Origin of the sequence: Spongiibacter sp. IMCC21906 (assembly GCF_001010805.1) — a bacterium.
Taxonomy (GTDB): domain Bacteria; phylum Pseudomonadota; class Gammaproteobacteria; order Pseudomonadales; family Spongiibacteraceae; genus Spongiibacter.
In genome coordinates this window covers 643,514-656,730 of the sequence record NZ_CP011477.1, presented here as the reverse complement: position 1 = coordinate 656,730, position 13,217 = coordinate 643,514, and the positions used below count along the sequence as shown (strand labels likewise).

The window sequence follows — 13,217 nt, the reverse complement described above, 5'->3', positions numbered from 1 at the left end:
CTCAGTCACTCATCAACGCGCCTTCGACAATCGCAATAAGCTTGTCGAGGGCGCCACGATTTTGCTCCACTACATTTAGAGCAGCAGCGCCCTGACGCTGACTCAGGTCACTGTCACCAAGCCACTTCCCCACTTGCTCAGCCAGCTGTTCAACCGTTGTCACTTTACGCAAACCGCCCCGCTCGCAGAGCAATTGACTGATTTCAGCAAAGTTATAATCACTGGTCCCGGTTACCAACGGCAGCCCCCAGGCAGCAGGCTCCAACATATTGTGGCCACCTCGATCAACAAGACTGCCACCAACAAACGCCACCGCTGCGCCACCATAAAACATCATTAACTCGCCCATGGTATCGCCCAACAAAACCTGGCTGCCAGCCTCAATAGCGCTGCTGCCACTGCGACGCTGAAAAGATAATTTTGCGTCAGCAAGCAATGTAGCCACTGCGTCAAATCGTTCGGGGTGCCTCGGCACTAAAATAAGCAGCGCGGTTGGCAAAATACGCAATAAACGGTCATGGGCTGCAATAATAATTTCATCCTCACCAGGATGGGTGCTGGCGGCAATCCAAACCGGCCGGGAGCCTATTGCCGCTTTGAAGACACCAGCTTGCTCCCGCAGCAATGGCGCAATCGTCACATCAAACTTGATACTGCCGGATACCAACACCCTCTCTGCCGACGCCCCCAAGGCGATAAAGCGTTTAGCATCGTCGTCGCCCTGGGCCACCACATGCGCAAACGCGGCAAAAGCAGAAGCGCTTAAGCCCTTTAATTTGAGGTAACCCGCCGCCGAGCGCGCAGACATTCGGCCGTTGGCCAAAATAACATCAACCCCCCGAGCCGCCGTCTGACACACCATATTTGGCCAGACTTCGGTCTCCATGATTACCGCCACTTTCGGCTGCACCTTGGCCAAAAACCGATTCACCGCACAGGGTAAATCGTAAGGCGCATATACGTGACAAACCCGGTCGCCAAACAATGCAGTGACGCGTTCAGAGCCCGTCGGCGTCATGGTGGTCACCATCACCGGAAGCTGCGGGTGCACACGGAGGAAATGCTCAATGAGTGGCGCCGCCGCAATGGTTTCGCCCACTGATACGGCATGCACCCAAAGCCCCCCCGCGAGCTAAGCGGTGCGGCAAAAAAACCAAAACGCTCAGCAATACGCTGGCGATAGGCGGGGGCTTTTCGGCCCCGCAAAAACAAGCGCAAAAGAATGAATGGCGTAAGTAGGTACAGCAGCGCGCTGTATAAAAACCGGGGCATTAGCAAACTTTCTGTGGTGAACGGAGGGTCATTTTAGAGCGGGGCCGGTAACCATACCAGCTCAGTGTAACGGCGATGTTTGTAGCGGCGCTTTTCATCCTGACCTCAAGATTCATCCAGCTGTTCCAGGCCCTGCAACTCGTCTAACCACACCGCCAAAAGCCCTTCCCGAAGGCCCAGCAAAGAAAGCTGCATTTCTGTTAAACGCAAACTGCCAAACAACGCGACAACAATCGCCAACCCCGACGCAAACACGCCGCGCCGGTCTTCACTCAAGCCACCATATGCCACTTCGCCCAAGGCATCAAAACGCGAAATATCCTCTGCCAACCATGTCAGGTCCGCGACATGAATGCCCGCCCTGCTTTTGCTAGTCGCCTTCAGTACCGCCTCCACCGCCAGCAGTGAACCTGAGCTGCCAACCACCGTCACCGGCTCTGGGGGGATATGCGGCAAAAACTCAACAAACTGTGCCATCGCTTCTTGTTGCGCCGCCAAAAATGCCGACGCGCTCAAGGCATTATCCACAAAGAATCGCAAATAACTCAGGCAGCCCACATCAAAACTTCGATGCGCCAGCAAGGTCTTGCCGCGCCCCAACGCTAACTCCGTGCTACCGCCACCCACATCCACCACCAAATACGTTTTCTCGCCGGTGAATTCGGCACACACGCCGCGATACACAAACCGTGCCTCATCTTCACCACTTAAAATCTGCGGTCGCACGCCGCACAGGTCCTCAGCTGCCTGTAAAAAAGCGGCACTGTCCACCCCACGAAGAGACGCAGTGGCGGCGATACGCAACTGGCAGGGCCCGTGTTCTTTAATACGGGCCAGATAGAGGCGCAAGCAGCTTAGTGCCCGAACCACAGCCTCATCACACAGGCGCCGCCCCTGCCGGTTCGCCGCCAACTGTACTTTGCGCTCATCTCGACAGAGCGGCTCCCAACCACTGGCTTTCGGCGCGGCTATTAACAGATGAAAGCTATTGGAGCCCATGTCGATTACCGCTAAATTATTCTGAGCCATTACCACCACAGCCTTTTCACATCGTGTTTACACCTGTGATATGATCTCACATCATTTCATTCTGATGTTTAATGCGGAGATTAAAGATGAGCGAGAACATCGTTCACGTCACCGACGCCAGCTTCGAAGAAGAAGTACTGAAGTCCGAGGTGCCGGTACTGGTTGATTTTTGGGCGGAGTGGTGCGGCCCCTGTAAAATGATCGCCCCCGTCCTCGACGAGCTTGCGGGTGAACTAGGCGACAAAATCAAGATCTGCAAAATTGATGTCGACGCCAATTCAGAAACCCCTGCCAAGTTCAGCGTTCGTGGCATCCCTACGCTGATGATCTTCAAAGGCGGCAACTCTGAAGCGACCAAAGTCGGTGCTCTATCCAAGACCCAACTGACCGAGTTCGTCAACAGCGCGCTGTAAAATAACGACCTTACCCAGTCCAAGCCCTTATTGGACTGGGTATTTACAACACTGGACGCCCCCTCCGTTCGATGATAGAGTGCGGCTGTTCCTGCAAAGACTACTCAAATAATTAACCTTTTATTTTTTTCGCTTCTACCGAATTTGTCGAGTACGTACCGGCTTCTGTTCCCGCCATTCCTGCGTCCTCGGATATCTCTTCCATTGAATTAACAACTTCAAACCTATGAATCTTACTGATCTTAAAACCAAGCCTGCCCAAGAACTGCTCGATATTGCCAAAGAAATTGGCCTCGACAACATCGCCCGCTCTCGCAAACAGGATATTATCTTCTCCATCCTGAAGCGCCACGCCAAAAGCGGCGAAGATATTCACGGCGACGGCGTACTAGAAATTCTCCAAGACGGTTTTGGTTTTCTGCGCTCTGCAGACTGCTCATACCTGGCTGGCCCAGATGACATCTATGTGTCGCCCAGCCAAATCCGCCGCTTTAATCTGCGCACTGGCGACAGCATCGCTGGCAAAATTCGCCCCCCCAAAGAAGGCGAACGCTACTTTGCCCTGCTCAAAGTAGACGAGGTTAACTACACCAGACCTGAGCAATCCAAGAATAAAGTCCTGTTTGAAAACCTGACCCCATTGTTTCCCAATGAGCGCCTGACGCTGGAACAGGGTAATGGCTCAACAGAAGATTTGACCGGCCGGATCATCGACTTGGCGGCACCCATCGGTAAGGGCCAACGCGGCTTGATTGTAGCGCCACCCAAAGCCGGTAAAACCTTAATGCTGCAGAACATCGCCCAAAGCATTATTCGCAACAACCCCGAATGCTACGTTATCGTGCTACTGATTGACGAGCGCCCAGAAGAAGTCACCGAGATGCAACGCTCGGTGGGTGCAAAAGGGGCCGAAGTGGTTGCCTCAACCTTCGACGAACCCCCTGCCCGTCACGTGCAAGTGGCCGAGATGGTAATCGAAAAAGCCAAGCGCCTGGTTGAGCACAAAAAAGATGTCGTGATTCTGCTCGACTCCATTACCCGCCTGGCCCGAGCTTACAATACGATTGTTCCTAGCTCCGGCAAGGTACTCACTGGCGGTGTTGACGCTCACGCGCTGGAGCGCCCCAAGCGCTTCTTCGGTGCGGCACGGAATATCGAAGAAGGCGGCAGCCTGACCATTATCGCTACCGCGCTGATCGATACCGGTTCGAAAATGGACGAAGTGATCTACGAAGAATTTAAAGGCACCGGCAACAACGAACTGCATCTCGACCGCAAGATCGCCGAGAAGCGCGTTTACCCTGCCATCAATATTCGTCGCTCGGGCACCCGTCGTGAAGAACTCCTCACCGGCGAAGACGAACTGCAACGGATGTGGATTTTGCGCAAACTGCTGCACGGCATGGAAGACACCGGCGCGATCGAATTCCTGATCGACAAGCTGAAGGACACCAAGACCAACAGCGAATTCTTCGACTCAATGAAAAGGAAATAAGCTAGGGCCTGTTAACACTAATTAGCGTTAACAGGCCCTAGGCGCTTTCGACCTAACTTTGGCATTCGGCTATGAAGCACAAAGATCTTCGCGAGTTCATTAGCTACCTGGAAAAACAGGGTGAGTTGCAACGCGTCACTCACCCTGTTGACCCCAACCTTGAAATGACCGAAATCTGTGATCGGGTGCTACGCGCTCGCGGTCCCGCGCTATTGTTTGAAAACCCCATCGGCTACGACATGCCCGTATTGGCTAATTTATTTGGCACCGAAAAACGGGTGGCAATGGGTATGGGGCAAGACAGCATTGAAGCCCTGCACGAGGTAGGCGAACTGCTGGCCTTTCTGCGCCAACCCGATCCCCCTAAAGGCCTGAAAGACGCGTGGCGACAATTGCCGGTGTTTAAACAAGTTTTAAACATGGGGCCCAAGCTCGTTAGCAAAGCGCCCTGCCAAGATGTGGTGCTAGAAAACGAGGCGGTAGACCTGTACAAACTGCCTATTCAAACCTGCTGGCCCGACGATGCCGCGCCATTAATAACGTGGCCGCTGGTGATTACCCGGGGACCCAACAAAGAACGCCAGAACCTCGGCATTTACCGCATGCAGTTGATCGGCCGTAATAAGTTGATTATGCGCTGGCTATCCCATCGCGGTGGCGCACTGGACTTTCAGGAATTTCAGGCAGCCCATCCCGGCGAAAACTTTCCTGTTTCCGTTGCGCTAGGCGCTGACCCCGCCACCACGCTGGGCGCTGTCACCCCAATACCCGATACCCTTAGCGAATACGCTTTTGCAGGATTGCTCCGGGGTGAAAAAACCGAACTGATCAAAAGCCTGAGCAATGACCTGCAGGTGCCCGCCTCATCAGAAATTATTCTGGAAGGCTATATTGCCCCCGGCGACATGGCCGACGAAGGCCCCTATGGCGACCATACCGGTTATTACAATGAAGTCGACTGCTTCCCGGTCTTTACCGTGACCCATATCAGCCATCGCAAGCAGCCGATCTATCACACCACCTACACCGGCAGGCCGCCAGATGAACCCGCCGTACTGGGCGTCGCTTTAAACGAAGTGTTAGTGCCGTTATTACGCCGCCAGTTTCCAGAAATCATTGATTTCTACCTGCCCCCAGAAGGCTGCTCTTACCGAATGGCGGTTGTCACCATCAAAAAACAATACCCCGGCCATGCCAAGCGGGTCATGTTTGGGGTGTGGTCATTCCTGCGCCAATTTATGTACACCAAGTTTGTTATCGTCTGCGATGACGACGTGAATGCCAGAGACTGGAACGATGTGATTTGGGCCATCACCACCCGTATGGATCCCCAACGCGACACGGTAATGGTCGAAAACACCCCTATCGACTATTTAGATTTTGCCTCGCCGGTATCGGGCCTCGGCTCAAAAATGGGAATGGACGCCACCAACAAATGGCCCGGCGAAACCGAGCGGGAATGGGGTCGCCCCATTGCCAAAGATCCCGCCGTCACCCAAAAAATTGACGACATTTGGGACCAACTGGGCATCACCCTCCCCAAATGATTGGGCCACAATGAGCCTACCGCCACTGTCTTTATATGTGCATGTGCCTTGGTGCGTTCGCAAATGCCCCTACTGCGACTTTAACTCCCACGCAAAAACGGCTGAGCTGCCAGAAAGCGCTTATATTGATGCCCTTATAGAAGACCTGGATCAAGATGTAAGCTTCATTCAAGACCGCCCCCTGCAAAGTATTTTTATTGGCGGCGGCACGCCTAGCTTGTTTAGCGCCACGGCATATCAACGATTATTAGCGGCGTTAAAACAACGGTTACACTTTAGCGACGATATTGAAATCACCCTAGAAGCCAACCCCGGTACGCTGGAACAAGGCCGATTTGAAGGCTACCGGGAAGCAGGTATCAACCGACTCTCGATAGGTGTGCAAAGCTTTGACGGCGAACAACTGACAAAGCTGGGCCGTGTTCACAATAGTGACGATGCGTTAAAAGCCATCGCCACCGCCCAAGCGGCAGGCTACTCAAACTTTAATATCGATTTGATGCACGGCCTCAATGAGCAGAGCCAGGCTGATGCGCTGCAAGACCTACAGATCGCTATCGATGCCGGTGCCCCACATATTTCCTGGTATCAGCTCACCATCGAACCCAATACCGAGTTTTACTCCCGGCCACCAACGCTGCCGGTAGAAACCGAAATTATGACCATTCAACGGCAAGGCTTTGCCTTGCTGGCGAAGGCGGGTTTCCAGCGCTACGAGGTATCGGCCTTTGCGCGAGCTGGCCATCAAGCACGCCATAACCTCAACTACTGGCAGTTTGGCGACTATCTTGCTCTGGGCGCAGGAGCCCACGGCAAAATCACCACCGCCAACGGCGACATTCTGCGCTACCAAAAAACCCGCAAGCCCGAAGACTACTTAAAACGCAGCCCTTCCCGAAGCAGCAAGTCTGAAGTTATCGCGCCTGAAGATATTCCATTAGAGTTTATGATGAACGCCCTGCGCCTCAGCGAAGGCTTTAGCCAAACATTGTTTGAACAACGCAGCGGCCTCAACTGGACCATCGTCGCCGATACCATAAAAACCCTGCAAGCTCGCGGCTTAATTCAAGAACAGGCCGGGCAATTTAAAGCCACTCAACGAGGCTTTGTCATGCTCGATAGTCTTTTAGGCGAGTTTTTAGCCGAGTAGGCAGCTCACCCCACGAATAAAACCAACCCCGCCTTAAAAACCAGAAGCATTGCATTTTATATTGAATGCCCGATGATAGAGCACAATGCAAACACCCAGCGGAGTCGCCTATGAAGAAGCTCGCCAACGAGAAAGAACTGGTACGCAAAGCCTTAGCAGTGGGTGGTGCCTACGCAGAAAAACGCGGCGCCGCTAAATTTGAAGAAGGGGATTCCGTAACTGAGCGGCTCGAATTTATCTACCGTCTGCTAGTGCGAGATAAACTGATCCAACCCATGCCCGAATTACAGATTTCACAGCAGACCATCCGTCATCGCTTAGCGCTTTGGGCCGCCTCCCTAGAAAAAAAATAAACAGCAGCCATATGAACTGGGCAAGCCTGCATGGCACACAGCACTGTGCAGAATAGGCTTTACCATGAGCCTGTTTATTGGCTCACTCGCCGTTGAAGAGTCCGGGGTTAACCGGGTTTTGACAAGCGTTTGGGCATTATTATCAGTTCACTGCTATTCGGCATACTGGGATACATAACACTCAAAATCAGCCTCAAAAAGACCTGACTCTGGAAGCGATATGAAATACTGCCCACACTGCGCCACTCCCCTCAACGACACACTGATTGAAGGAGAAATTCGCTCAGCCTGCGCCGGGCATGACTGCGGTTTTATTCACTTCAATAACCCCACGCCGGTTGTGGCGATGATTGTTGAGCTTGAAGGTGGCGTCGTCATGGCCCACAACGTCAGCTGGCCTGAGAAATTCTACTCCATCATCACCGGCTTTTTAGAAGCTGGAGAAGACCCGCTGGAATGCGCCAAGCGCGAAACGCTGGAAGAACTTAACCTCCATGCACAGACCGCTGAACTGCTTGGCGTTTACGGATTTCCCCAGCAAAACCAAGTCATTATCGCCTATCACATTCAGGCTCACGGAGAGATCAAACTCAACGAAGAGCTAGACGACTACAAAATTATTCCCCCAGAAAAACTCAAAGGCTGGAATATGGGCACCGGCCTGGCAATTAATGATTGGCTGGCTAAGCGCGCCAAGCCTTAGGCCAACTGAGTCAAAGCAGAAGAAAAAGGGGGAGATTTATTTCATTCTCATGAGCCCCAGCATTTGAAGTTAGTTATTCTGAGCAAATTTCAGCCGATTGTCAGACATGGCGACTATTGAAAAACCTCTTTGAATTTTTCCTGATCAAGGTACTTTTCAAAACCGCCTATAGATTGTCCTACACTTGGATCGGCCATTAATTCCTGCATTGCAAGCTCGCCGACGACTTTGAATGCTTGCTCAAATGCTGCGGAGCCCATAACCTCTGAAGCCGTCCTGGCTTGTTCCGGGCAATCTTCTGTTATCAGTCGTGTAATTAACTTACCAACATATTGATTAGAATTATCGATATCACTTTCTGAGACATTTGAATAAGGCTTAATCATGCTATGAGCTGACATACCCATAAAAATCCATTTTGCTAAATTTTTTCTCTCTTTTCCGCTCATCGAATCTGTAAGACAGACACCAAATTGCCGTGCCTCTTGGCCTGCCTGGGCCATACCAGAACAAACGATACTAAAGAATACAGCTAATATTGCGACATGCTTGTGCATTACTTAGATTCTCCCCTTTCTTTATTCCTTTAATACAACATTGAATACTAGCTTGGTGGATTGTGCTTCATCACAAAGTTCATCGCCTCTTGAAGCATTTGTTGACGGGTGGCCTCTCGGGACAAGTAATGGTCTTCGGTTTTCAACTTTACAAATTTATACGGTTTATCTGCACGTTTTAATTTTTTTGCCATACGCGTGCTATGGGATATCGGTACAACGAGATCATCTTCACCGTGTAGCAACAATATGGGGGCATCCGCTTTTTTCGCGTGAGCCAATGGCGAAATATTTTCCAAAACATCATCCCTCGAATTTTTTGCACCCATAAAATCTTGCCAGTAACGCTGTGAGTTGCGCCGCCGGTCCACTTCTAGCTCACGCAACATAGCGACAGGGTCTGATACGCCAGCAATAGACACCGCGCACCGGTAAATTCCCTGTTGTAAGGTTACGCCAGCAAGTGCGGCATAGCCTCCATAACTACCACCAATGATACACACTCGATTAGGGTCAACGCGCTTCTCTTTCACTAGCGCGGCAACACCGTCGGACAGGTCGCTTTGCATTTTTCGCCCCCATTCATTAAACCCGGCATTACGAAAGCCTAGACCGTAGCCACTGGAACCCCGAAAATTTGGCTGTAATACCAAGTAGCCACGGCTGGCAAAAGCTTGAGCCATCCAATCAAAGTGCAACCGATCTTTTACTTGCGGACCGCCGTGGGGCATCACGATTAACGGCATATTTTCTGTTGTACCGCTAGCAGGCTCGGTGATAATCGCCTCAATCGCGAGACCATCTTGCGCGGTGTAGTGCCAAAGACTAAATTTTCCTACTTGGTTCGCCTTAATACCTGGATAGCTTTCACCAATAGGCGTGGCACTGCCTTCACCAATATTCACCAACCACCAAGTACCAGAATCGTCACTGCCTTCGGTGTAAACAATAATAAGATCAAGCCCTTTGCTCCATGAAACAAACCGTACCGTACTATTGGGAAAAGCTTTGCGTGTGCCCACGACTCGAGCCTGTGCTTTATCATCCAACATTGTTAATTCTTCAACTGGCCCCTCAGCCCAATAACCGCTGAAAAATCCCGTCAGAGGATCAAAAGCTAGCGAAGTCGTGTCGATATCTGCATAGAGCTCCACCGCCTCGCCTTTACCGCTCAGAGGTGATTCCATCAACCGGTGACTTCCGCGAGCATCGGCGAGGGAATACAAAATTGTGCCCGGTGTGCGGCCCCGACCCAGAATTACATTATGCCCGTAGCGTGACGGCCCTTCTGCAAGTATTGTTGCGTTACTAAAAATAGTGTCGGCTTGATTGCTCGCTTTCAATACCCAGCGTTGCTGAGCAGTATTATTTAATGCATGAGCCAGCACTTCTAACTCTGGACCCAGCAACCAACCATCGCCGTTTTTGCGCCCCTTTCTTAAAATTTTAAGTTTGCCTGTTTCTAGGTTAATACAGCTCAAATCCACCTCATCGTCGCCAATCCAGACCTCCCCCGAGCGCGAACTACGAGATAGCGGTAGAGTACCGACACACTGATACCACTTACCGTTTTTTTGGGCGGGTTGCTGAAAACCAAAAGCGGCATTAACAACTCTACCGGATTCGTGTAACGGCCAACTAAGTTCGCCACTACCGCGCTGGATCACCATCAAATTTCCCAGTTCGTAACGGCCGCCATAGGCAAAACCTAAATTTTGGGTAGAGCTGGTTCTGGCAATGAGATAATCATCCCCCGCCCAAAATAACGACCGCACTTTAATGCCACCCAAACCAAAACTGTTCAGCAGTTTGCCGCTACTCTCGGCTATAACTAAAATCCGTCGCCCTTTGACGGTAGAGGTCATTGCCATATATTGACCAGAAATCGACAAGGCCACATCGTCAATGCTCGGAAGTATCGCGTAGCTATCGATACTAGGTGGAATAGGGGCTTCGTCCCCATGTGCAAACGTGATCGCGATGAAAAAAAGCACTACGGCGCGTACTACAAACATTCTCAGTCTTCCTTATACCAAGTCAGCCATATATTCAGTCAATCATTGTGTAGCCCCACGGCCCCCAAGCGCTAGTATCATCAAGGTACTTTTCAAAACCGCCTATAGATTATCCTACGCTTAGCTCGGCCATTAATTCCTGCATTGCAAGCTCGCCGACGACTTTGAATGCTTGCTCAAATGCTGCGGAGCCCATAACCTCGGAAGCCGTCCTGACTTGTTCCGGGCAATCTTCTGTTATCAGTCGTGTAATTAACCTACCAGCATATTGATTAGAATTATCGATTTCACTTTCTGAGACATTTGAACAAGGCTTAATCATGCTATGAGCTGACATACCCATAAAAATCCACTTTGCTAAGTTCTTTCTCTCTTTTCCTCTCATCGAATCTGTAAGACAGACACCAAATTAATGTGTCCGGTTTTGTTGACCAGAACAGCCTGCCTGGGCCAGGCCAGAACAAACGATACTAAAGAATACAGCTAATATTACGACATGCTTGTGCATTACTTAGATGCACCCCTTTCTTTATCCCCTTAACACAACATTGAATATTAATCTGGTGGATTGTGCTTCATCACAAAGGCCATAGCCTCTTCCAATGCTTGCAGTCGCGTTGCGGCTTGAGAGAGATAATGATCTTCCGTTTCCAACTCGACGTACTGGTATTCCGAATCCAGCGATTTTAGACGACGGGCCATCAATCTGCTTTGCTCAACCGGCACCACCGTATCGTATTCGCCATGAATTAGCAGCACTGGTACTTTTATCCGCTTTGCCTTATCCCGAGGAGACAGCGCTTGCAGCCGGTCATCTTTCGAGCTCGTCACTCCTAAATAATCCTTCCAGTAACGCAGTCCAGCGTGAAAACGATTCCGCTCCATTTTGCTGAGAAACAATTGCAAATCGCTGATGCCAGCAATAGACACTGCACAGCGATAAATACCCTTCTGCAGAGACACACCTGCCAGAGCCGCGTAGCCACCGTAGCTGCCGCCAACAACACAAACCCGCGCTGGGTCGATCATGCCAGTCTCCGCCAGTGCGGCAACACCGTCTGACAAATCACTCTGCATTTTGCGGCCAAATTCGCCAAAACCGGCGTCGCGAAACCTGCTGCCATACCCGTCGGAGCCGCGAAAATTAGCTTGCAGCACAACATAACCCCGACTCGCAAAGGCCTGGGCCAGCCAGTCAAACTGAAGGTAATCCCGAGATTCCGGGCCGCCATGAGGCAACACAATCAGCGGCCGCTTTTCGGCACGCTTACCCGGCGGCAATGTCAGCACCGCGTGAATATCCAAGCCGTCTGCCGCTTTGTATTGCCACATTTTGAACGGCGCAACGTGAGCGGACTTTATCAACGGGTGGTTGACCCCCAATATTTCAGCACTGCCCGCCGCGATATCCACCAACCACCAAGTACCCGAATCAGTATCACCATCGGTGTAAACCACCAAGCGGCTGACATCCTGATTCCAAGAGCGAAAATGCACATTAAGATTGGGAAACGCTTTTCTGGCGCCCTCAATACGCGCCTTGTGGAGCGGATCTAACATCACTAACTCTGGCACATCATCAGCCTTCAGATAGCCACTATTCAAACCGGTTATAGGGTCAAAATAGAGCCATTCAACCACCGAGTTGGCATAAATCTGACGTGGTTTGCCACCGCTGAGAGGCATTTCGTAATAGTGCTCAGTATTGGCGCTAAAAATTAAAGTGTCGGGGGTTCGCCCCTGCCCCTCAATCTCATGACCACCATATCGGGACGACGCTGTATAAAGTGCTTTGCTACGCCAATCTCGCTGAAGCTTCCACTCCTGCTTTAAGTCATCGTAACTGGCGGTAGCCAGCACCTGCAGACCTGGGCCCAACAACCAGCCATCACCATCTTCGCGACTGCCAGCCAGCAATGACATCCGACCACTTTTCAGATCGATACAACTGAGTTGAAATTCTGAATCATTAATCCACACCTGGCGGGTATACGCGCTGCTATTAGTAGACAGGGTATCGAGACACTGATACCAGCGCCCCTTTTTCTGCACCGGCATATAGAAATGAAAAGCCGCATTAAACACTTTCTTGGAGTTGCTCAGCGGTACATCGAGCTTGCCGCTGTGACGATTTACTACCAGAAGATTATGCAACTGAAAGTGCCCAGCAACCGAATAGCCCAGTTTTTGCACAGAGCGAGAGTGAATAAGAACAAAATCATCCCCCGCCCAGCTCAGGTACTCCAGATTAAGATCATCCAAAGCAATCTTGTGCAGTACCTTGCCTCCCACCTCCGCCACTACAAACAGACGCATATTGTTCATCGAGGTCACAAAAGCGAGGTACTTACCCGTTAGCGACAGCGCCATCTGTTCAATCCCCGGTTCGGCACTATACACCGACAACGGCAAAGGCTCGGACGGTTCTGCTGGCGGTGAAGCATGGGCAACAGTACATGATCCAGCGATCAACAACGCCCATAAAATCCTCGTAGCCTTGGTCATCCCTTCCCTCCAATATTATTTGGTCGCCTACAAATACCCAAAATCTAAAAAATGACACATATAAATCTATCCCTCTTTTTTGGGACTTTACCCAACCTTGGGCTAACTACCAGGCACATCTTAATGCGGTATCAGACTGCGCACTTTTGTCACAACTGACAGCGATAACTCATTTAAC

At 51.1% G+C, this 13,217-nt stretch carries 13 protein-coding genes; 7 read left to right on the top strand and 6 right to left on the bottom strand.

The genetic code is table 11. The features are described from left to right. Position 1: 1 nt before the first annotated feature. Together waaA and IMCC21906_RS02980 are read right to left on the bottom strand one after the other, a co-directional pair. On the bottom strand, positions 2-1,114 hold the full coding sequence (gene waaA, locus IMCC21906_RS02985; RefSeq protein WP_231580308.1) for a lipid IV(A) 3-deoxy-D-manno-octulosonic acid transferase: 1,113 nt from the start codon (positions 1,112-1,114) through the stop codon (positions 2-4). 263 nt (positions 1,115-1,377) lie between these two features. Beyond that, a complete protein-coding gene (locus IMCC21906_RS02980; RefSeq protein ID WP_047010924.1) occupies positions 1,378-2,301 on the bottom strand; it encodes a Ppx/GppA phosphatase family protein in 924 nt (307 codons plus the stop codon). Positions 2,302-2,387: 86 nt separating this feature from the next. On the opposite strand from IMCC21906_RS02980, the gene trxA reads away from it, so the two are divergent. The 7 genes from trxA to IMCC21906_RS02950 all read left to right on the top strand — a co-directional run bounded on the left by trxA (position 2,388) and on the right by IMCC21906_RS02950 (position 7,962). Continuing rightward, positions 2,388-2,714, top strand: a complete 327-nt coding sequence (trxA, locus tag IMCC21906_RS02975; protein ID WP_047010923.1) for a thioredoxin TrxA — start codon at positions 2,388-2,390, stop codon at positions 2,712-2,714. Between the two features lie 226 nt (positions 2,715-2,940). Next, positions 2,941-4,209 (top strand): transcription termination factor Rho, encoded by a 1,269-nt coding sequence (gene rho, locus IMCC21906_RS02970; protein ID WP_047010922.1) that lies wholly within the window; start codon positions 2,941-2,943, stop codon positions 4,207-4,209. Positions 4,210-4,280: 71 nt separating this feature from the next. Next, positions 4,281-5,756: a 4-hydroxy-3-polyprenylbenzoate decarboxylase gene (gene ubiD / locus IMCC21906_RS02965; RefSeq protein WP_047010921.1), complete on the top strand. Its 1,476-nt coding sequence runs from the start codon at positions 4,281-4,283 to the stop codon at positions 5,754-5,756. Between the two features lie 10 nt (positions 5,757-5,766). Further along, on the top strand, positions 5,767-6,906 hold the full coding sequence (gene hemW, locus IMCC21906_RS02960) for a radical SAM family heme chaperone HemW (RefSeq protein ID WP_047010920.1): 1,140 nt from the start codon (positions 5,767-5,769) through the stop codon (positions 6,904-6,906). Between the two features lie 110 nt (positions 6,907-7,016). Then, positions 7,017-7,259, top strand: a complete 243-nt coding sequence (locus IMCC21906_RS02955) for a DUF5062 family protein (RefSeq protein ID WP_047010919.1) — start codon at positions 7,017-7,019, stop codon at positions 7,257-7,259. A gap of 64 nt (positions 7,260-7,323) precedes the next feature. Continuing rightward, a complete protein-coding gene (locus IMCC21906_RS17215) occupies positions 7,324-7,437 on the top strand; it encodes a hypothetical protein (protein ID WP_369795809.1) in 114 nt (37 codons plus the stop codon). 42 nt (positions 7,438-7,479) lie between these two features. Then, positions 7,480-7,962, top strand: coding sequence for an NUDIX domain-containing protein (locus tag IMCC21906_RS02950; protein ID WP_047010918.1), 483 nt, complete (start codon positions 7,480-7,482; stop codon positions 7,960-7,962). A gap of 113 nt (positions 7,963-8,075) precedes the next feature. On the opposite strand, the gene IMCC21906_RS02945 is transcribed toward IMCC21906_RS02950, so the two are convergent. From IMCC21906_RS02945 to IMCC21906_RS16190, 4 genes are all read right to left on the bottom strand, one after another. Further along, positions 8,076-8,519 (bottom strand): hypothetical protein, encoded by a 444-nt coding sequence (locus IMCC21906_RS02945; RefSeq protein ID WP_047010917.1) that lies wholly within the window; start codon positions 8,517-8,519, stop codon positions 8,076-8,078. A gap of 47 nt (positions 8,520-8,566) precedes the next feature. After that, positions 8,567-10,534: a S9 family peptidase gene (locus IMCC21906_RS16195; RefSeq protein WP_052763335.1), complete on the bottom strand. Its 1,968-nt coding sequence runs from the start codon at positions 10,532-10,534 to the stop codon at positions 8,567-8,569. A gap of 109 nt (positions 10,535-10,643) precedes the next feature. Then, positions 10,644-10,919 carry a hypothetical protein gene (locus IMCC21906_RS02935; RefSeq protein ID WP_052763334.1) on the bottom strand — a complete coding sequence of 92 codons (276 nt, stop codon included), beginning with the start codon at positions 10,917-10,919 and terminating at the stop codon, positions 10,644-10,646. Between the two features lie 170 nt (positions 10,920-11,089). Next, complete coding sequence (locus tag IMCC21906_RS16190; RefSeq protein ID WP_052763333.1) at positions 11,090-13,039, bottom strand: S9 family peptidase; 1,950 nt, start codon at positions 13,037-13,039, stop codon at positions 11,090-11,092. Positions 13,040-13,217 lie beyond the last annotated feature (178 nt).

Coding starts and splice junctions, on each gene's coding strand:
- IMCC21906_RS02980 (WP_047010924.1), bottom strand. CDS start 2,301: ATGGCTCAGAATAATTTAGCGGTAATCGACATGGGCTCCAATAGCTTT.
- trxA (WP_047010923.1), top strand. CDS start 2,388: ATGAGCGAGAACATCGTTCACGTCACCGACGCCAGCTTCGAAGAAGAA.
- rho (WP_047010922.1), top strand. CDS start 2,941: ATGAATCTTACTGATCTTAAAACCAAGCCTGCCCAAGAACTGCTCGAT.
- ubiD (WP_047010921.1), top strand. CDS start 4,281: ATGAAGCACAAAGATCTTCGCGAGTTCATTAGCTACCTGGAAAAACAG.
- hemW (WP_047010920.1), top strand. CDS start 5,767: ATGAGCCTACCGCCACTGTCTTTATATGTGCATGTGCCTTGGTGCGTT.
- IMCC21906_RS02955 (WP_047010919.1), top strand. CDS start 7,017: ATGAAGAAGCTCGCCAACGAGAAAGAACTGGTACGCAAAGCCTTAGCA.
- IMCC21906_RS17215 (WP_369795809.1), top strand. CDS start 7,324: ATGAGCCTGTTTATTGGCTCACTCGCCGTTGAAGAGTCCGGGGTTAAC.
- IMCC21906_RS02950 (WP_047010918.1), top strand. CDS start 7,480: ATGAAATACTGCCCACACTGCGCCACTCCCCTCAACGACACACTGATT.
- IMCC21906_RS02945 (WP_047010917.1), bottom strand. CDS start 8,519: ATGCACAAGCATGTCGCAATATTAGCTGTATTCTTTAGTATCGTTTGT.
- IMCC21906_RS16195 (WP_052763335.1), bottom strand. CDS start 10,534: ATGTTTGTAGTACGCGCCGTAGTGCTTTTTTTCATCGCGATCACGTTT.
- IMCC21906_RS02935 (WP_052763334.1), bottom strand. CDS start 10,919: ATGAGAGGAAAAGAGAGAAAGAACTTAGCAAAGTGGATTTTTATGGGT.
- IMCC21906_RS16190 (WP_052763333.1), bottom strand. CDS start 13,039: ATGACCAAGGCTACGAGGATTTTATGGGCGTTGTTGATCGCTGGATCA.